Source organism: Variovorax sp. RCC_210 (assembly GCF_041355175.1).
Taxonomy (GTDB): Bacteria; Pseudomonadota; Gammaproteobacteria; order Burkholderiales; family Burkholderiaceae_C; genus Variovorax.
Window position 1 is genome coordinate 64,645 of record NZ_JBFUPJ010000016.1, and the last position, 17,835, is coordinate 82,479.

Sequence of the window (17,835 nt, forward strand, 5' to 3'; positions counted from 1 at the left end):
CGTTCAACGCGCCAGTGCCGAGCGCAGCGCATCGAGCGCCTGCGCCGGCGGCGTACCGACCCACGCCGTGCCGCCGGGCTGCGGCGTCCAGCGAATTTGGTTGCCGGCGATTTCCAGCACCGCGACGAGCACATTGCCTCGGTAGAGCGCCAGGCGTGCTTCGACGGGTGCATCCAGCGCGGCATCGGCGACGGTGGCTGAACGCGCCACGGCGCCCAGCAAAGCGGGGAGCCCTTCGACATCGCTACGCGCGCGCCGCGCATCGGCTGCACTTGCGCTGAACGACGTCCAGCGCTCCAGCGCGGAGAAGGAAGGCGCAGTTGCCTGCGGCGCCGCCGTCTTGGCGCGCGCGCTTGGCGAGGCTTCGCGCAACGCGCCGGAGACGTCTGCCTGCGCGTCACCGCGGCTGGCGAGCGCGGCAGCGTCCGGCGACTGGCGGGCGAGCGGTACGGATCGCAAGGCCGGTGCGGGGGGGGCCGCTGGTGCCCCGGACGCATAGGCGCGACGGCGTTCGCTTTCGGCGCGCTCTTCGCGTCGTTCGTCCTGCGCGGGCGCGGGCTCTGACTGCCCGGCCACGGCTGGTGGCGGCGGTGCGGCTTGAGCTGGTGCTGCCTGCTTCTGCAACGCCTGGGCGCGAGCGCTTTCCTTGGCGGACGAAGACTCGCGCAGCACCTTGGCGCGCTGGTCGGCCGCGGGCGCTGCAGCCTGCGGTGCCGGTGCCGGTGCAGCGGAAGGCGCGGGAGAAGCCGGCTGCGGAGCAGCACCTGCGGGCGCTTGCTCCGCAGCGACCGACGGGGGTGGTGTGGCATCGCGCGCCGCCTCGGGCGCAGTTGCGGTCGCCGGTGCCGGCGGAGCTTCGGCCGCAGGCGCGGCGGCGCCACCGACACGCGCCTCACCGTCGAGCCGCGCCTCGGGCACGGGCTCGCTGCGCCACAGCACAGTGACGAACGCGGCCACGAGCACCGTGGCGAAAGCCGCGTTCCACGGCATGCGCGAACGCGGCTCGCCGCCACCGCCGAACAGGCGACGCCACCAGGGCAGCGCGCTGGCGTTGTTGGCGGCACTCGCCGCCGACGCAGATGCCACTGCCGGCTGCGCGGCCAGGTTGTGCGCCATCTTCAGGATCGCGTCTCGCGTGTGCGCCGCGGGCAATGCGTCGCGGTCGGGCGCGTGGTCGAGTGCGCGGCGCAACGCCGGGTCGCGCAGGTCGTCGCCGTCGAAGTCGTCCACGCCGGTGCGGCTTCCGTTCATGCCCGCTGCTCCAGCACCGACAGGTAGCGCGCCATGCAGCCGCGCAGTTTCTGCAGCCCGTAGCGCAGCCGGCTGCGCACGGTCTCGAAGCCGATCTGCAGGCTCGCGGCGAGTGCCTCGACCGTCAACCCGTCTTCGTGGTGCAGCAGGAAAGCCGCGCGCTGGTCGGCCGGCAGCTCGTCCAGGCAGGCCAGCAGGCGGCGGCCCGCGGCGCGCCAGAACGCGAGCTCTTCCGCCGACGGATGCGCGGCCGCGTCGAGCGCGCCGCGCACACCGCGTTCCAGCGTGGGCACGGGGGCGGTGTCGTCGTCGGCATGGGCGTCGAGCGTCACTTCGCGCCCGCTCGTGCGCAGGCGGTCCATGGCCAGGTTGTGCGCGATGGTGAAGGCCCAGGTGCGCCAGGTGGCGCCTTGTGGCGAGAAGCTCTCGCGCGCCGAGATGATGCGTACCCAGGTGTCCTGGAACACCTCGTCGGCCTGCGCCACCAGCCGCGCTCCCAGCAGCCGCTTCACGAAGCGGAACAGCCCGCCTTCGTGGCGCGCGTAGAGCACGTCGAACGCGGCGGCGTCGCCTTGCGCGTAGGCCAGCATCAACTGGTCGTCGGCCATGGCCTGGCGCTCGGAGGCGTCGTGGGCGGAAGGATCGCGGGGCAGCGCGGACATCGAAGGATTCTCACCCGAGCTTGTACGGGCGACGAAGGGCTTCGAGGTTCGGCGGGGCAAAAAAGAAGCTGCGACGAACCCGTCGAACGCCGCCGGCAAGCGGGCCGCATCTGCGTCGGTAAACGCTCGGTGCAGCCGATGGCCGAAGCCCGTCGCGCTCGCGGTTTTCGAAGATTTGGGGAAGTTGCCCGGGAGTGGTTGAAAACAGCCCGAATGCTGGGCTATAATCTTGGGCTTGGTGCTGCACAGCACTGAACGGCTCTTTAGCTCAGTCGGTTAGAGCGATGGAATCATAATCCACAGGTCCGCGGTTCGAATCCGTGAAGAGCCACCAACAAAACGAAAAAGCCTTGCAAGTCAACGACTTGCAAGGCTTTTTTCTTGGCCGGAACGGCACTGGCCGATAATCCGCGCCCATGAGCCGCCACCCCGCCCGACCCACGCCAGCGCCACGCGCTGGCCTGCGGCGTCCGGCCACCGGCCTGATCCGCTGGGTGCTGCTGTGGTTCGCCTTGTCCCTCGGCGTCGCCATCGCCTCGCCGGTCGTGCACCCGCAGGCGATGGAGCTGGTGTGCTCGGCCTCCGGCTCGGTCAAGGCCATCGTGCACACCGACGACGGCGCGCAAGAGCTGGGCACCGGCCACCTGGACTGCCCGCTGTGCATGCTCGCCAGCGCGCCGCCCGCGACGCCGACCCTCGAGCTCCCCGTGCTCATGCCGCTCGCGCATGCGGTGAGGCCCATTGCCGCCGCGCACATCGCCGCGGCCACCGCGGCGCCCATGCCGGCGCGCGGGCCTCCTTCGCTCTCCTGACGCTTCTTCTCCAGTTCGTCCGCGCGTGATGCCGCCTTCAGGCGCGCTTCGCGTTGCGCGTTTCCGCAACGAGTCGGCGCCCGCCTTCGGGCGCCAGAGAGCCTTTCAATCCATGAACACCAACCGACGCCAGGCCCTGTCTGCCCTCAGTGCACTTCCCGCACTTTCTTCGTTTTCCGCACTCGCCGCGCTCGGCGCCAGCGCGACGACAGATGCCAATGCCCAGACCCCGCCGCTCCCCACCACCCCGCGCCCCCGGCTGCAGATCGCGATGCTCGTGCACCCCGACATGACCGCCCTCGACCTGGTCGCGCCCCAGCTCGTCTTCGCCACGCTGGGCGACGCCGACACGCACCTGGTCTGGAAAGACCTGTTGCCCGTCACCACCGACAGCGGCCTGAAGATCCTGCCCAGCACCACCTTCGCCGACGCGCCCGCGGCGCCCGACATCCTCTTCGTGCCCGGCGGCCTCAAGGGCACGACCGCGCTGCTGCAGGACGAAGACACGTTGCGCTTCCTGCGCGAGCGGGGCGCCGCCGCGCGCTGGGTGACCGGCGTGTGCACCGGCGTGCTGCTGCTCGGCGCGGCCAGCCTGCTGCGCGGGCACCGCGCCACCGCGCACTGGTACGTGCGCGAGCTGCTGCCCATCTTCGATGCCGCGCCCGTCGCGCAGCGCGTGGTCGTCGACCGCAACCGTGTGACCGGAGGCGGCGTTACCGCGGGCATCGACATGGCGCTCACGCTGTCCGCGCTGCTGCGCGGCGAGGCGCACGCGCGGCTGCAGACGCTGCTCTTCGAGTACGCGCCGCAACCGCCCTTCGCATCGGGCACGCCCGAGCTGGCCGGACAGGCGCTGACGGCGACGGTGCGTGAGCGGCGCGGCCCCGCCATCGAGGCGGCGCGCCAGGCCGCGCAAAAAGCCCGCGACCGCTGGACCGCCTGAAGGAGCAAGCGACATGACACGACACGCCACGCTCTCCCGCCGCCGCCTGCTGCTGGCCACCGGGAGCACCATCGCAAGCGTCGCGACCCTGGCCCTCGCGGGCTGCGACAAGGTCTTGCCCGCCAGCTACAACGGCATCGACATCACCGGCGCCAACTACGCGCAGGACTTTCGCCTCACCGACCCCGACGGCCACGAGCGCACGCTGGCCGACTTCAAGGGCAAGGCCGTGATGATGTTCTTCGGCTTCACGCAGTGCCCCGACGTGTGCCCCACCGCCCTCGTTCGCGCCGCGGAAATCAAGCGCATGCTCGGCGCCGACGGCGACAGGCTGCAGGTGATCTTCGTCACCGTCGACCCCGAGCGCGACCTGCCCGTGGTGCTCAAGGCCTACACGCAGGCCTTCGACGCGAGCTTCATCGGCCTGTACGGCGACCTGAAGCGCACCAGCGAAACCGCCAAGGCCTTCAAGGTGTTCTACAAGAAGGTGCCCACCGGCTCGTCGTACACCATGGACCACTCGGCCTTCAGCTACGTGTTCGACCCGAAGGGAAAAATCCGTCTCGTGCTGCGCCACGAACAGAGCGCGGACGAATGCGCGCAAGACCTTCGCCAGATCCTCAAGACCACGTCTGCATGACGCAATCCGCATGACCTTCGCTTTCAAACACAAGGAGCTTCATCTCATGAAACGCAACAGCCGCATCGCACACATCGCCATCGCCACCGCCGCCCTCTTCGCCGCCACCGCCCACGCCCAGGTCACCGTCAAGGACGCATGGGTGCGCGCCACCGTGCCGCAGCAGAAGGCCACCGGCGCCTTCATGCAGCTCAGCGCCGCGAAGGACACCCGGCTGGTGTCGGCCAGTTCCAGCGTCACGCCGCTGGTCGAGGTGCACGAGATGGCCATGCAGGACAACGTGATGCGCATGCGCCAGGTTCCCTCGCTCGACGTGCCCGCGGGCAAGTCGGTCGAGCTCAAGCCCGGCGGCTACCACGTGATGCTGCTCGACCTGAAGCAACAGGTGAAGGAAGGCGACACCGTGCCGCTCACGCTGGTGTTCGAAGGCAAGGACGGCAAGCGCGAAACCGTCGAGGTGAAGGCGCCGGTGCGTGCGCTGAATGCGTCGGCGCAGCCGGCGGCAGCGCACGGCGAGCACAAGCACTGAGCGCGTGGGGGTGCCTTGGCCTGAGGACCGGAACAACGCCTTGGCACCCCTGCGCAGTTGAAACATCGTTCCGTGTAAAAAGCCCGCGAAATACCCAATCCGGGTGATAGCACTCCCCCCATTTGCCTACAAAATGCGCAAAAGATAACAAGTACTAACAATTTGAGCCTACTCGGCCGCAGCCCCTGTCAGGGCATTCGGTCTGGGCGCATGGGTTGTCTGTGAGGGGAGCGAGCGGCTTCGACGGCCCTGGCTCCGGCTGGGCGACGCAGAGCGGAACCGACGGAAGAGTGGAGGCGTAGACAGGGGTGTTCGGGTGCCGCTTACTTACCTTCTCCGTTTGGAACATGTCCGCCTGCCGCTGCACGTGACCGACGCGCAAGACGTGCGGCGCGTGTCCGTGCTCAAGGCCACCGGCCTCATCGAAGCGGCCATCGATCCCGCGTTCGATCCGGGCGGCAACTACCGCCTGGCGCAGGCCGCGATGATCGTGTGCATCACCGAAGAAGGCCTCAGCGAAATCGAGCGCATCCGCGGGCGCGGCACCGACGCGCAGGCGCCGGAGCAGACCGCGAGCGAGCGCGGCCCCGACCCGCTCGCGTACCTGCGCAGCATTCGCGGCGCCACCTTTCCGCTTCGCGTGGAAGACCACGAGGAGATCAACTGCGTCGAGGCGCTCAAGCAGGCCGGCTACGTCGATGCGTCCATCAGCGCGCCGTTGATCTGGAAGGGCAGCGGCACGCCGCAGGAGCTGGCGGTGGTGCGGCGCATCACGCCGCTGGGGCGCGCGCAGCTGGGGCGCAAGAAGTAGCGGCGGCTACGCGCTCGCCGCACCAGCGACCGTACAAGTGGCCGTACCAAGTGCCTCGCATTGGTCTTCGATGTCCGCATGCAACTTGCCGAGCGACGCCACCACGAACCGCTGCAGCGACGCGCGGTGCCCGGCATCGAACAACGGCAGCGGCCCGTCGTCGCAGCCGGGCGTCCAACCTTCGCGCTGGTCGTCGTCCCACACCAGCAATTGCAGCAGCGTGTGCGCGCCATCGACGACATCGCGCGCGTGGTTGAGGAACAAGGCGCGTTGCAGCGGGTCGCCGACGAGGCCGTCGAGCGGGTTCCATGCAAAGGGTTTGAATTGCGCGCGAGCTTGCGGCGGTGTCTGCGCTTGCGCTTGCGCTGCGGCGTTGGTTGATTCGGCCATGTGTGGCACTCCCTGTCGGTTCAGCTTTGCTACAACCGTCGCCCTCGCTGTCAAACGAAGGCGGCGGCTCGAACAGGTTGACAGACCGGGAACCGCTAGGCGAAACCGGCAGGGCGCGAGCCCTCCCATCCGAGCCGCCTAAAGGAAGCTGGAACAGAAAAGCCGCAACACCATGGCGGTCTGCGGCTTTCACCGCGGTTCTTTCAGGCTGTCAAACCCGGCCCCACTCGTCGCGAGGCGGACTGGAATGTAGCGGCGCGCATCGCCGCAGTCAACCGACGCAGGCAGCTAAAAAATGGCGTGCCAACGATCGCACAGGCCACCGAGCACTACCACGCTTTTTTGCATTCCTCACCCCGCGATCAGCGTCTTTTCAACCCTTGCCGCGGTACTGCCTATTGAACAGGCAACGTGGTGGAAAGCCACGCCAGCCGTAGCTTCGCCGGGTCGCCTCCCCGCACAACCCACAGAGTTGTCCACAGAAAAATCGAACAAGTCATTGAACCGTCATGCAGACGTCGCAGCCACGTAACCCTTGAATTGTTCGCGCAACTTTGTCTTCAACAATTTTCCGGTGGCCGTGTGCGGCAGGCTCTCCACAAAGGTTACGTCGTCCGGCAGCCACCACTTGACCACGCGCTGCGCGAGAAAAGTGAGCAGTTCCTCGCGCGTCACTTCGCTGCCCGCGCGCTTCACCACGATGAGCAGGGGCCGCTCCTGCCACTTGGGGTGCGCAATGCCGATCACCGCCGCCTCGGCCACCGCGGGGTGCGCGCTTGCGGCGTTCTCCAGGTCGATGGAAGAAATCCATTCGCCGCCCGACTTGATGACGTCCTTCGCGCGGTCGACCAGTTGCACATAGCCGTCTTCGTCGATGTTGGCGACGTCGCCCGTCGGAAAGAAGCCTTCGGCATCGAGCACCGGCCCGCCCTCGCTCTTGAAGTAGCCGCTCGCAATCCACGGCCCGCGCACGTGCAGGTGGCCGAAGGCCTTGCCGTCGTGCGGCAGGCGCTGGCCGTCTTCGCCGACGATCTTCAGCTCCACGCCCCACACGCCGCGGCCCTGGCGCATCTTCACGCGCAGCTGCTCGTCCTTGGGCATCGAGAGGTGCTTGGGCAGCAGGTTGCCGATCACGCCGATGGGGCTGGTCTCGGTCATGCCCCAGCCCTGCACGAAGTCGGCGCCGAAGTCGCGCTCGAAGCGCTCGATCATGCTGCGCGGCGTGGCCGCGCCGCCCACGCCGATGCGCTTCAGGCCGATGGCGCGCGTGTCGATCTCGGGGTGCGCGTCGAAGTACTGGAACAGCATCAGCCAGATGGTGGGCACCGCCTGCGAGAACCCGACCTTCTCGTCGCGCATCAGCTCGTACAGGCTCTGGCCGTCCATGTGCGGGCCGGGCATGACCAGCTTGGCGCCGGCCATGGCAGCCGCATACGGCATGCCCCATGCGTTGGCGTGGAACATGGGCACGGCCAGCAGCAGCGTCATCTGCGAGTTGACGCCGAAGGTGTCGGGCGCGCACTCCATCAGCGAGTGCAGCACGGTGGAGCGGTGCGAATACAGCACGCCCTTCGGGTTGCCGGTGGTGCCCGAGGTGTAGCAAAGCGAGGAGGCCGTGCGCTCGTCGAACTCGGGCCACGCATACACATCGCTCTGCGAGCCGACCAGCTCGTCGTAGCACAGCAGGTTGCGCACGTCGATGGCGGGCATGTGCGCGCGGTCGGTCATGGCGATGAAGGCGCGCACCGTCTTCAGTTGCGGCGCCAGTTTTTCGACCAGCGGCGCCAGGTTGGTGTCGAAGAACAGCACCTTGTCTTCCGCGTGGTTGACGATGTAGTCGATCTGCTCCGCAAAGAGCCGCGGGTTCACCGTGTGCAGCACCGCGCCCGCGCCGGACACGCCGAAGTACAGCGCCAGGTGGCGCCATGTGTTCCACGCCAGCGTGCCCACGCGGTCACCGGGCTGGATGCCGAGCGCCGCCAGCGCATTGGCCACCTGCTTGGCGCGGCGCTGGATGTCGGCGTAGTTGGTGCGGTGCACCGGCCCTTCGACCGTCCGCCCGACGATTTCCGCGTGCGGATGAAAGGTGGCCGCATGGTCGATGAGCGACGAGATCAGCAGCGGGCGGTCTTGCATCAATCCGAACATGGCCTGTCTCCTGTTTTTTGGGGGCGAAACGCGCTGCATGGTAGGCAGCGTGCGCCGCAGGCCGCATCGTCGGAACGGACGAGTTGAGCGCTCCCAAACACATAGGGAACACACGGGGAACGAAACCTGCTTGCCGCACCGCAACCTCCAGGCCCGCCATGCTCATCGCCCACATCTCCGACCCGCACATCCGCCCCGCCGGCCGGCTCTACCAGGGCGTGGCCGACTCGAACCGCCTGTTCGAAGACGCCATCGACCACCTGCACGCGCTCGACCGCCGGCCCGACCTGCTGCTGCTCACCGGCGACCTGGTCGACGAAGGTCGGCCCGACGAATACGCGCAGGCGCGGCGCCTGCTCGCGAAGCTGCGCATGCCGTACCTGGTGATTCCGGGCAACCACGACCACCGCGAAAACTTTCGCGCGGCCTTCGCGGACCATGCGTACCTGCCGGCCGAAGGCGCGCTGCACTACTGCGTGAACGCGCACCCGGTGCGCATCGTCGCGCTCGACTCGTGCGTGCCGGGCCGCCACCACGGCGATGTCGACGCACAAGGGCTCGCGTGGCTGCGCCGCACGCTGGAGGCCGACCGCGCCAAGCCCACGCTGCTGATGCTGCACCACCCGCCTTTTGCCAGCGGCATTCCGTACATGGACGCGTACCGCTACCTCGACCCGGCGCCGCTCGCGGCCGTGCTGGGCGCGTTCGACAACATCGAGCTGGTGCTGTGCGGCCACGTGCACCGCACGATGCTGCGGCGCTGGGCGGGCACGGTGGTGTGCGCCTGCCCCAGCAGCACGACCGAGATCGCGCTGCGGCTGGCAGCCGATGCCGCACCCGCGTCGTACATGGGCCGCCCGGGGTGCATGCTGCATCTGTGGAGCGAGGCACAGGGCATGGTGAGCCATGTGAGCCACATCGGGGCGATGGAGGGGCCGTTTCCGTTTGCCTGAGCGGGGGACAAGCCCGCTGGCCTGACGGCACCGTCGCGCGCAGAATGCGGCCGAAGGCCCCCACCGCCCCACGCCCCACGCCACATGCCCCCATGCCGCAGGAACGCACCCTCCTCTACGCCGGCCACGAGTTCACCGTGGAGCACGTGCGCGCCCATGCGCACACGGGCGCCGACTGGAGCGCGCCCTACACCCTGGCGACGCGCCGCATCGTCTTTCCGACCGGGCGCGCGCTGCTCGACGTGCGTTCGGGCGACAGCACCTGGCTGGTCGACGGGCTCACCGCCATGCACTTCGGCGAGGCCATGGTCTACCAGCTGCGCCTGGCCGCGCGCGGCGTGCGCCACAGCATGGTGGTCAGCCGACACGCGGTGCCCCGCGCAGACGCGGCGCCCCTGTTCTGCCTGCTGTCGCCGCGCGCGCTGTACCGCGTGCACGTGGCGCAGCGGCGGCTTCGCGCGGGCGACACGAGCGAAGAAAACAAGGGGAGCGATGCAGCCACCATCGCCTCGCTGGTCGCGCAGCTCGGCACGTCGCGCCCACAGGCACCGCTGAAAGGCGCCGTCGCGCGCGCGAAGCGGCTGCTCGCGGAGACCGCCGACCGCGAGGCGCGACTGTCGTTGCACGAAGTGGCCGATGCCGTCTCGCGCTCGCCCTTCCACCTGGCGCGCAGCTTCCGCGAGCAGACCGGGCTCAGCCTGCACCAGTACCGCCAGCACCTGCGGCTCGCCGCGGCCATGGAGCGGCTGGCCGAGGGCGACGCCGACCTCGCGGGCATCGCGCACGACCTCGGCTACTGCAGCCAGAGCCACCTGGGCGCGGTGTTCCGGCGCGAAACGGGCGTCACGCTGGGCGAGGCACGCCACGCACTCGGTACGCCGGCCGCACGAATTTGATAGCCGCCACGCGGCGCGGTCGCCAGACTCGCCGCCATGCACCGCAACCTCTGCACCGGCCTGCTCGCCGCGGCCGCCGCCGCGCTCGTCGGCAGCGCCTGGCAACTCGTTTCCCGCCACGGCGTCACCACCACGCTCGGGCCCATGGAGCTGGCGTTGATGCGCTACGGCATCCCCGCGCTGCTGCTGGCGCCCCTGTGGTTCGGCAAGCGACGCATCGCACCGGGCGCCTCGCGCCTCGCGCGCGTGCTGCTGGTCGCCGGCGGCGGCCTGCCCTTCGGGCTGCTGGTGCTGGCCGGCGCGCAATGGGCGCCCGCGAGCCACATGGGCATCTTCATGGCCGGCAGCCTGCCGCTGTTCACGGCCATCGGCGCGTGGCTCCACAAGGGGCAGAAGGTGAACGGCCTGCGCCTGGCGGGCCTGTGCTGCATCGCGCTCGGCATGGCGCTGTTCGCGGCGAGCAGCTTTCGCGGCGGCTCGCTCGACTGGCGCGGCGACCTGCTCTTTCTGGCCGCGGCCATGCTGTGGGCCGTGCACTCGCTCGCGTTCGCGCATTGCGCGCTCACGCCGTGGCAGGGCGCGGCCTTCGTGAACGGGTGGTCGGCGCTGCTGCTGTTGCCGGTGCTCGCGTTCACCGGCGCGCCGCGCCTGCTCACCGCGCCGTGGGCCGACGTGGCGCTGCAGGCCACGGCGCAAGGCGTGGTCGCGGGCCTGCTGGGGCTGGTCGTCTACATGGTCGCGGTCGCGCGGCTGGGCGCGGCGCGCGCATCGCTGTCGGCGGCGGCGGTGCCCGTGCTGACGACGCTGGGCGCGGCCTGCTGGATGAACGAGCCGGTCACCGGCGCGGTGCTGCTCGCACTGGCACTGGTCGTTCCGGGGATCGTGCTGGCGAGCGGTGTGGTGCGCGTGAATGCCAGGCGGGTGTTGAGTTCGAGCTGAGCTGAACGGCGCGGCAACTGCGGCATCGGCTAGCGCTTCGGTTGCGCGGGCAGAATGCGGCGCATCGCCACGGAGACACTGGCCCATGAAGAAGCTGTTTGTATTCGCAGCCGCGCTCATCACCTTGCCCGCCCTCGCCAACGGCAGCATGCAATGCGAAGGCCGCCCTTATTCAGCCGAGGTGCAGTTCCGCCTGTCCACCGGCGAGCTGACCGAGCTGGTCATCGCGCGCACCGACGGCGCACAACCCGCGTCCGAGCGCTTCGCCTTGCGCCACCGCTTCGTCGACCCCAGGCGCCAGCTCATGCGCATCACGGCCACTTCGCTGGAAAGCCCGGCGCGCAAGCTCACGCTGAATGTGTCGAAGACGCGGGGCACGCTGACCCATGCCGGCGCGCAACGCCGGCTGCGCTGCGACTGGACCGACCTCGGCTGAGGCCGCGATCGCCGCGCCGGCAGCACACGCTTGCGCGGCTCAGGCGGCCGCCATCACCTGGTCGCGCCCCATCGCCTTCGCGCGGTACAGCGCGGCGTCGGCGCGGGCCAGCACGTCGTCCACGCGCCTGCCGTCCTCGTTGGCGGCCACGCCGATGCTCACCGCCATGGAGCCGACCACGGCCATCGGCGAATCGGCCGCGAAGGGCTCGTCGATGGCCTGCTTGATGCGCGCCGCCACCGCCATGGCCTCGGCCTTGTTGGCGTCGGGCAGCAGCACCACGAACTCCTCGCCGCCGTAGCGCCCGAGCACGCCCGCATCGCCCAGCGCGCGCTGCATGCGGCCCACGGCCTCGCGCAGCACGGCGTCGCCCATCAGGTGGCCGAAGCGGTCGTTCACCTGCTTGAAGTGGTCCAGGTCGAGCATCAGCAAGGCCACGCGCCGGCGCCCCGAGGCGAAGGCGTCGCTGCACGCGTCGAGCAGCGCGCGGCGGTTGAGCGCGCCGGTGAGCGGGTCGCGCGAGGCGAGGTACTCGAACTCGGTGTGCACGCGGTCTGTCGCCATCAGGATGACGGAGATGGACAGCAGCAGCACGGTGAACGAGTACATGCTGATGTACAGCGACTGGATCCAGCTGGCGTCCATGAGCGTGCTGCCGGCCATGCCCGCCACCGCCGACACGAAGCGCAGCGCGGCCACCAGCGACTGCACGAGCAGCAGGCCGGTCATGAGCCGCTGGCCGAACACCAGGCCCTTGTGGCGCATGTACAGCAGCGCATGAAAGAAGAACAGCGCCGACACCGCCAGCGTGACCAGCAGCAGCCGCGCCTGGAAGTCGGGCTTGATGGCGCTGAACCAGAACATGGCCAGCGCCAGGAAGCCGTTGAGCACCGTCCAGCCGCGCGTGTCGCTGCGCCCGAGCAAGAACTTCTGGCTGCCCGCGTAGTAGAGGATGCAGGCCTGGAACAGCACGAAGTTGGCGACAACTATCGTGATGAAGTCGGGGGCGAAGTCGCGCCCCGCGAAGAGCATGGTGCTCACGAAGGCCACCAGCGGCGCCAGCGCCCACTCGCCGAGCCCGCGAATGCTGGGCGGGTAGCTGCGGCGCATGAAGAACACCACGAGGGCCATCATCAGGCCCATGATGCCGGCCAGCACGATGATGGAGCGGGGATCGAGAATGGATGGCAAGGCGCCCATGGGGGCTGATTATGTTGGCTTTGCCAATCCGGATCGCGCAACCCCGGTTTCAGTGGCCGGCCGTGGCACCGGCCCCCGAGCCCCCTCGCCCCCTGGCCCCTGAACCTGCTGGCCCTCAGAGCCTTTCGACGATGGTCACGTTGGCCATGCCGCCGCCTTCGCACATGGTCTGCAGGCCGTAGCGCTTGCCGCGCTGGCCGAGCGCGTGGACCAGCGTGGTCATCAGCTTGGTGCCCGAGGCCCCCAGCGGATGGCCCAGCGCGATGGCGCCGCCGTTCACGTTGAGCCGCGCCGGGTCGGCGTCCAGCGCCTGCAGCCACGCGATGGGCACGGGCGCGAAGGCCTCGTTCACTTCGTACAGGTCGATGTCGGCAATGTTCATGCCGGCCTTCTTCAGCGCGCGTTGCGTGGCGGGCAGCGGCGCCTCCAGCATGATGACCGGGTCGTGCCCCATCACGCTCATGTGGTGGATGCGCGCGAGCGGCTTCACGCCCAGCGCCTTCAGGCCGCGCTCGTTCACCACCAGCACGCCGCTGGCGCCGTCGCAGATCTGGCTGGCCGTGGCGGCGGTGCAGCGACCGCCTTCGGCGATGAGCTTCACGCCCGCGATGCTCTCCAGCGTGGCGTCGTAGCGGATGCCTTCGTCGGCGGTGTGCAGCTCGCCGGGCTCGGTGCCGTCGGCCATGCGCACCTGCACCGGCACGATCTCGCGTTCGAACAGGCCGGCCTGCGTGGCGGCGATGGCGCGCCGGTGGCTTTCGAGCGCGTAGCGGTCGAGGGCTTCTTTCTCGATGCCGTAGTTCTTCGCGATCATCTCCGCGCCGGTGAACTGGCTGAACTGCACGTCGGGGTAGCGGCGCGCGATCTGCGGGCTCACGTAGAAGCCCAGGCCGTTCTTCAGCGCCAGCGTGGTGGGCGTGCCCATGGGCACGCGCGTCATGCTTTCCACGCCGGCGGCGATCACGATGTCCATGCTGCCCGACATCACGGCCTGCGCCGCGAAGTGCAGCGCCTGCTGCGACGAGCCGCACTGCCGGTCGACCGAAGTGGCCGGCACCGACTCGGGCAGCCTCGACGCCAGCACCGCGTTGCGCGCGATGTTCGACGCCTGCTCGCCGGCCTGGCCGACGCAGCCCATGATGACGTCTTCGATGAGCGCGGGGTCGGCGTCGGCGCGCTGCACCAGCGCGTCGAGCACCTGCGCGGCAAGGTCGGCCGGGTGCCAGCCGGCAAGGCGGCCGTTGCGGCGGCCGCCGGCGGTGCGCGCGGCGGCGACGATGAATGCTTCGGGCATGGGTTCTCCTTGGTATGCGGATTCGAGGAAACGGCTCAGCGCGGCGCCATGCGAATGGCCCCGTCGAGCCGCACGCTCTCGCCGTTGAAGTAGCCGTTGGTGATCATCAGCTCCGCCAGCGTCGCGTACTCAGCCGGGTTGCCCAGCCGCTTGGGAAAGGGCACAGACGCGGCCAGCGCGGCCTTCACGTTGTCGGGCGCGCCCTGCAGCAGCGGCGTGTCGAAGATGCCCGGCAGGATGGTGTTCACGCGAATGCCTTCGGCCATGAGGTCGCGCGCAATGGGCAGCGTCATGCCGACGATGCCGGCCTTCGACGCGGTGTAGGCGGCCTGGCCCATCTGCCCGTCCTGCGCGGCGACGGACGCGGTGTTGACGATGGCGCCGCGCTCGCCGTCCTGCAGCATGTCGAGCGTGAGCATGCCGGCGGCCGACTTGGCGATGCAGCGAAAGGTGCCCACCAGGTTGATCTGGATGATGCGGTCGAAGTTGGCGAGCGGAAAGTGCTTGATCTCGCCCGTGGCCTTGTCGCGGCTCGCGGTCTTCACCGCGTTGCCGGTGCCCGCGCAGTTGACCAGCACGCGCTCCTGCCCGTGGGCGGCGCGCGCCTTGGCGAAAGCGGCATCCACCTGCTCGTCGGACGTGACGTCGACCTTGCAGAACACGCCGCCCAGCTCCCTGGCCAGGGCCTCGCCCTGCTCCGAATTCAGGTCGAACAGCGCGACCTTCACGCCGTGGCTGGCGAGCCGGCGCGCCGTGGCGGCGCCCAGGCCGGAGGCACCGCCGGTGACGACGGCGGCAATGCTGGAATCGAGTTGCATGTGGAGGGTGTCCTTGAGTTGTCCTGGAGGCGTCCGGGAGGTGTCCGGGGCGATTTGTCCGGGGCCAGTTTAGGAAGCAGAATCGGTCGCCCGCATCGTCGGAAACGACGGGATTTCAGCCGCCCCGCATGCAGCAAGCCACACCCTCCCCCGCCGTTCCCCGCATCCTCGAGACCAAGCTCAACCCGCCCGCTTTCGTTGCCACGCAGGTGCCGCGCACCGCCATCGGCGACGGCATGGCCGCCGCGGCCGTGAAGCTGGTGCTGGTGCGCGCGCCGGCCGGGTTCGGCAAGACCACCGCGATGGCGCAGATGCGCGAGCGCAGGGAGGCGCAGGGCGTTGCCACCGCGTGGCTCACGCTCGACCTGGCCGACAACGACGTGTCGCGCTTCCTGGCCTGCCTGGCGGAGGCGGTGCAGCGGCTGGGCGTGGAGGGTGACGACGGCCACCGCGGCCATCACGGTCCCCACGGCCCCTTCGATGCGGTGGCCGCGCTGGCCGCGCACGACTCGCCCTTCACGCTGTTCCTCGACGACTTCGAGCGCGTGCAGGAGCCGGCGGTGCTGGGCCTGGTGCGCGAGATGGTCGAGCACCTGCCGCGTGGCGGGCAGATCGTGATCGGCTCGCGCAGCCTGCCGGACCTGGGCCTGGGGCGCCTGCGCGCGCGCGGCCAGCTACTGGAAATAGACACCGACCGGCTGCGCTTCAGCCTGGAAGAAACCAGCGCCTTCTTCAGCCTGCGCCGGCCCCACGCCGAAGGCGCGTTGCCGCTGGACATGCTCGCGCAGCTGCACCGCAAGACCGAGGGCTGGGTGGCGGCCATCTGGCTCGCGTCGATGGCGCTGGAGCGGCACGGCACCGAGACCGGTTTTGTCGAACGCTTCTCGGGCTCCGACCGCGCCGTGGCCGACTACCTGGCCGAAGACGTGCTCGCGCACCAGCCGCCGGAGATTCGCGAGTTTCTGCTGCGCACCAGCATCCTTCGCCAGCTCGATGCGTCGGTGTGCCAGGCGCTGTGCCCGCGCGTGGACTGCGCGGCCATCCTGGAGCGGCTGGCGGCGTCGAACCTGTTCGTCACGCGCGTGGGCGGCACGGATGCCAACAGTGCCAGCAGTTCCGGCAATGCCAGCAATGCCGACAGCGATGCCTGGCGCTACCACAGCCTGTTCGCCGACTTCCTGCGCGCGCAGCTCGCGCGCGAGCAGCCCGGCGAAATCGAGCGGTTGCACCTGGCGGCCTCGGGCTGGTACGAGTCGCACGGTCGGCCGGTGCCCGCCATCGACCATGCCATCGAAGGCGGCGACCATCCCTATGCGCTGACGCTGCTCGACAGCTACGCGGCGCAGTTCCTCGAACAGGGCCGCATGCGCATGCTGGCGCGCTGGTTCTCGGCCATTCCGGAGCACCAGCTGCGCGCGCACCCGTTCCTGCAGCCCATCGCGCTGTGGGCCACCTGCTTCACGCACGGGCCGTGGGACGCCATGCGCCAGCTCGACGCGTCGGGCTGCCTCGACAGCCCCATCGCCGAGGTGCGCGCCAGCGCCCACACGCTGGTGCCGCTGCTGCTGGCCATGCAGGACCGGCACGACGAGGCCTACGAGGCCGGCCGCCTGAGCCTGGCGCGGCTGCCCACCGGGCTGGCCTTTGCCGACAGCGTGCTGCTCAACGCCATGGCCCACATCCTGGCAGTGCGCGGCGACCCGCACGAGGCGCGCCGCATGCTCGAGGTGGCGCGGCGCGAGCAGGGCAACAGCGCCTTCAACCGCATGTACACCGAGTCGCTGGCGGGCCTGTTCGACCTGCAGGAAGGCCGGCTGCGGCAGGCCACCGCGCGGCTGCGCATGGCAGTCGATTCGACGCACGGCGTCTCGTACAACCACAGCCACGGCAACGCCTGGGCCGGCGTGCTGTACGCGGGCGCGGTGTACGAGACCAACCAGCTCGTGCAGGCCGAGCACCTGCTCAACGTGTACCTGCCGCTGGCGCGCGACGTGGGGCTGCCCGACCACATGATCCTGAGCCACACGATGCGCTCGCGCCTGGCCTTCCACGCGGGCGACATCGACGCCGCCTTCCAGGCCCTGACCGAGCTCGAATACCTGGGCCACCATCGCCAGCTGCCGCGCGTGGTGGCCGGCGCCAAGCTGGAGCGCTCGCGCATGCTGCTGCTGCAGGGCAACGGCCCCGCGTCGCACGACGAGCTGCTGCGCGCCGAAGACCCGGCGCTGTGGGAACGCGAGCGGCGCCAGCGCCTGCCGGCGCACGACCTCGACTACCTCGCGCTGGCCAGGGCGCGCTGGGACATCGCCTTCGGCGACGCGCGCGCCGCGCTGGCCACGGTCGACGCCGAGCTGCACGCCGCCCTGGCCTCCGCGCGCAACCGGCGCGCGCTGTCGCTGAAGGTGCTGCGTGCGCTGGCGCTGCAGCGCATCGGCGATGCGCCCGCGGCGCTCGACGAGATCGGCGAGGTGCTGCAGACCGCGAGCCAGGAAGGGTTCATGCGGCTGATCGTGGACGAGGGGGCCGCGGTGGCCACGCTGGTGCACCGGTATGCGGCGGCGCAGCACGACGGTTCACGTGGCGCCACAGGTGGCACCAGCGATCCGATACTGGCGGACTACCTGCAGCGCCTGCTGCAGGCCGTGGGGCCGATGCCCGCGTCGGCCGGCGAGGTCGATGCACCGGCGGGCGACGCGATGCAGGAGCCGCTCACGCGCAAGGAAATCCGCGTGCTGCAGCTGCTGGCCGAGGGCTACTCGAACAGCGCGATGGCCGAGAAGCTGTTCGTGTCGGACAGCACGGTGCGCACGCACCTGCGCAACATCAACATGAAGCTGGATGCGAAGAGCAGGACGCAAGCGGTGGCCATCGCGCGCAAGCTCGGGGTCATTCGCTAGACGCCGGCTTCGCAGCACAAATTTCGCGCGCGATCCCTCGCGCCATGCCGCAGTGCAGCACACCACCGACCTGTCATGACTACGGATTCCGGTGATACCGCCCACCCCCCGCAATCCCTAGCATCTCCCCAAGAGATCAGAGACTTCCAACAGCCGCGATAGCCCTCGGGCACACGGCGCCGGAAGAGCGATGCGCCCGGTGCGAGCACAGACGAA

17 protein-coding genes and 1 tRNA gene are annotated in these 17,835 nt (G+C 69.7%); 11 read left to right on the forward strand and 7 right to left on the reverse strand.

Annotated features, from left to right (window positions below; all coding sequences use genetic code 11):
* Positions 1-3 precede the first annotated feature (3 nt).
* Positions 4-1,251: a hypothetical protein gene (locus AB6807_RS32200; RefSeq protein ID WP_371087757.1), complete on the reverse strand. Its 1,248-nt coding sequence runs from the start codon at positions 1,249-1,251 to the stop codon at positions 4-6.
* Positions 1,248-1,913, reverse strand: a complete 666-nt coding sequence (locus tag AB6807_RS32205) for a sigma-70 family RNA polymerase sigma factor (protein WP_371087758.1) — start codon at positions 1,911-1,913, stop codon at positions 1,248-1,250. The genes AB6807_RS32200 and AB6807_RS32205 overlap by 4 nt, the downstream gene beginning before the upstream one ends.
* A 257-nt stretch (positions 1,914-2,170) precedes the next feature.
* On the opposite strand from AB6807_RS32205, the gene AB6807_RS32210 reads away from it, so the two are divergent.
* From AB6807_RS32210 to AB6807_RS32235, 6 genes are all read left to right on the forward strand, one after another.
* Positions 2,171-2,247 (forward strand) — tRNA-Met (locus tag AB6807_RS32210).
* Positions 2,248-2,329: 82 nt separating this feature from the next.
* Positions 2,330-2,725, forward strand: a complete 396-nt coding sequence (locus AB6807_RS32215) for a DUF2946 family protein (RefSeq protein ID WP_371087759.1) — start codon at positions 2,330-2,332, stop codon at positions 2,723-2,725.
* Positions 2,726-2,837: 112 nt separating this feature from the next.
* Positions 2,838-3,668 carry a DJ-1/PfpI family protein gene (locus AB6807_RS32220; protein ID WP_371087760.1) on the forward strand — a complete coding sequence of 277 codons (831 nt, stop codon included), beginning with the start codon at positions 2,838-2,840 and terminating at the stop codon, positions 3,666-3,668.
* Between the two features lie 13 nt (positions 3,669-3,681).
* Entirely contained in the window at positions 3,682-4,308 is a 627-nt protein-coding gene (locus AB6807_RS32225) for an SCO family protein (RefSeq protein WP_371087761.1), read from the forward strand.
* Positions 4,309-4,354: 46 nt separating this feature from the next.
* Positions 4,355-4,837 (forward strand): copper chaperone PCu(A)C, encoded by a 483-nt coding sequence (locus AB6807_RS32230; RefSeq protein ID WP_371087762.1) that lies wholly within the window; start codon positions 4,355-4,357, stop codon positions 4,835-4,837.
* 340 nt (positions 4,838-5,177) lie between these two features.
* Positions 5,178-5,648, forward strand: a complete 471-nt coding sequence (locus AB6807_RS32235; protein ID WP_371087763.1) for a hypothetical protein — start codon at positions 5,178-5,180, stop codon at positions 5,646-5,648.
* A gap of 6 nt (positions 5,649-5,654) precedes the next feature.
* Here the strand turns inward: AB6807_RS32235 and AB6807_RS32240 are convergent, their stop codons facing one another.
* Positions 5,655-6,038, reverse strand: a complete 384-nt coding sequence (locus AB6807_RS32240; protein ID WP_371087764.1) for a hypothetical protein — start codon at positions 6,036-6,038, stop codon at positions 5,655-5,657.
* A gap of 507 nt (positions 6,039-6,545) precedes the next feature.
* Positions 6,546-8,186: a 3-(methylthio)propionyl-CoA ligase gene (locus AB6807_RS32245; RefSeq protein WP_371087765.1), complete on the reverse strand. Its 1,641-nt coding sequence runs from the start codon at positions 8,184-8,186 to the stop codon at positions 6,546-6,548.
* A gap of 158 nt (positions 8,187-8,344) precedes the next feature.
* Between AB6807_RS32245 and AB6807_RS32250 the strand changes: the two genes are divergently transcribed.
* The 4 genes from AB6807_RS32250 to AB6807_RS32265 all read left to right on the forward strand — a co-directional run bounded on the left by AB6807_RS32250 (position 8,345) and on the right by AB6807_RS32265 (position 11,410).
* Positions 8,345-9,139 carry a phosphodiesterase gene (locus AB6807_RS32250; RefSeq protein WP_371087766.1) on the forward strand — a complete coding sequence of 265 codons (795 nt, stop codon included), beginning with the start codon at positions 8,345-8,347 and terminating at the stop codon, positions 9,137-9,139.
* A gap of 92 nt (positions 9,140-9,231) precedes the next feature.
* Positions 9,232-10,035, forward strand: coding sequence for a helix-turn-helix domain-containing protein (locus AB6807_RS32255; RefSeq protein WP_371087767.1), 804 nt, complete (start codon positions 9,232-9,234; stop codon positions 10,033-10,035).
* Between the two features lie 36 nt (positions 10,036-10,071).
* Positions 10,072-10,974: a DMT family transporter gene (locus tag AB6807_RS32260; RefSeq protein ID WP_371087768.1), complete on the forward strand. Its 903-nt coding sequence runs from the start codon at positions 10,072-10,074 to the stop codon at positions 10,972-10,974.
* An 85-nt stretch (positions 10,975-11,059) separates the two neighbouring features.
* On the forward strand, positions 11,060-11,410 hold the full coding sequence (locus tag AB6807_RS32265; protein ID WP_371087769.1) for a hypothetical protein: 351 nt from the start codon (positions 11,060-11,062) through the stop codon (positions 11,408-11,410).
* Positions 11,411-11,449: 39 nt separating this feature from the next.
* Here AB6807_RS32265 and AB6807_RS32270 read toward each other — a convergent pair whose 3' ends face one another.
* From AB6807_RS32270 to AB6807_RS32280, 3 genes are all read right to left on the reverse strand, one after another.
* Positions 11,450-12,610, reverse strand: coding sequence for a diguanylate cyclase (locus AB6807_RS32270; protein WP_371087770.1), 1,161 nt, complete (start codon positions 12,608-12,610; stop codon positions 11,450-11,452).
* Between the two features lie 115 nt (positions 12,611-12,725).
* Positions 12,726-13,904 carry an acetyl-CoA C-acetyltransferase gene (locus tag AB6807_RS32275; protein WP_371087771.1) on the reverse strand — a complete coding sequence of 393 codons (1,179 nt, stop codon included), beginning with the start codon at positions 13,902-13,904 and terminating at the stop codon, positions 12,726-12,728.
* Positions 13,905-13,939: 35 nt separating this feature from the next.
* Entirely contained in the window at positions 13,940-14,722 is a 783-nt protein-coding gene (locus AB6807_RS32280; protein ID WP_371087772.1) for an SDR family NAD(P)-dependent oxidoreductase, read from the reverse strand.
* Positions 14,723-14,850: 128 nt separating this feature from the next.
* Between AB6807_RS32280 and AB6807_RS32285 the strand changes: the two genes are divergently transcribed.
* A complete protein-coding gene (locus tag AB6807_RS32285) occupies positions 14,851-17,619 on the forward strand; it encodes a LuxR C-terminal-related transcriptional regulator (protein WP_371087773.1) in 2,769 nt (922 codons plus the stop codon).
* Positions 17,620-17,835 lie beyond the last annotated feature (216 nt).

What these genes read in the sequence shown, in the direction of transcription:
- AB6807_RS32270 (WP_371087770.1), bottom strand. Translation starts at nt 12,610, where the DNA reads ATGGGCGCCTTGCCATCCATTCTCGATCCCCGCTCCATCATCGTGCTG.
- AB6807_RS32280 (WP_371087772.1), bottom strand. Translation starts at nt 14,722, where the DNA reads ATGCAACTCGATTCCAGCATTGCCGCCGTCGTCACCGGCGGTGCCTCC.
- AB6807_RS32225 (WP_371087761.1), top strand. Translation starts at nt 3,682, where the DNA reads ATGACACGACACGCCACGCTCTCCCGCCGCCGCCTGCTGCTGGCCACC.
- AB6807_RS32265 (WP_371087769.1), top strand. Translation starts at nt 11,060, where the DNA reads ATGAAGAAGCTGTTTGTATTCGCAGCCGCGCTCATCACCTTGCCCGCC.
- AB6807_RS32255 (WP_371087767.1), top strand. Translation starts at nt 9,232, where the DNA reads ATGCCGCAGGAACGCACCCTCCTCTACGCCGGCCACGAGTTCACCGTG.
- AB6807_RS32250 (WP_371087766.1), top strand. Translation starts at nt 8,345, where the DNA reads ATGCTCATCGCCCACATCTCCGACCCGCACATCCGCCCCGCCGGCCGG.
- AB6807_RS32205 (WP_371087758.1), bottom strand. Translation starts at nt 1,913, where the DNA reads ATGTCCGCGCTGCCCCGCGATCCTTCCGCCCACGACGCCTCCGAGCGC.
- AB6807_RS32200 (WP_371087757.1), bottom strand. Translation starts at nt 1,251, where the DNA reads ATGAACGGAAGCCGCACCGGCGTGGACGACTTCGACGGCGACGACCTG.
- AB6807_RS32260 (WP_371087768.1), top strand. Translation starts at nt 10,072, where the DNA reads ATGCACCGCAACCTCTGCACCGGCCTGCTCGCCGCGGCCGCCGCCGCG.
- AB6807_RS32215 (WP_371087759.1), top strand. Translation starts at nt 2,330, where the DNA reads ATGAGCCGCCACCCCGCCCGACCCACGCCAGCGCCACGCGCTGGCCTG.
- AB6807_RS32230 (WP_371087762.1), top strand. Translation starts at nt 4,355, where the DNA reads ATGAAACGCAACAGCCGCATCGCACACATCGCCATCGCCACCGCCGCC.
- AB6807_RS32240 (WP_371087764.1), bottom strand. Translation starts at nt 6,038, where the DNA reads ATGGCCGAATCAACCAACGCCGCAGCGCAAGCGCAAGCGCAGACACCG.
- AB6807_RS32275 (WP_371087771.1), bottom strand. Translation starts at nt 13,904, where the DNA reads ATGCCCGAAGCATTCATCGTCGCCGCCGCGCGCACCGCCGGCGGCCGC.
- AB6807_RS32220 (WP_371087760.1), top strand. Translation starts at nt 2,838, where the DNA reads ATGAACACCAACCGACGCCAGGCCCTGTCTGCCCTCAGTGCACTTCCC.
- AB6807_RS32285 (WP_371087773.1), top strand. Translation starts at nt 14,851, where the DNA reads ATGCAGCAAGCCACACCCTCCCCCGCCGTTCCCCGCATCCTCGAGACC.
- AB6807_RS32245 (WP_371087765.1), bottom strand. Translation starts at nt 8,186, where the DNA reads ATGTTCGGATTGATGCAAGACCGCCCGCTGCTGATCTCGTCGCTCATC.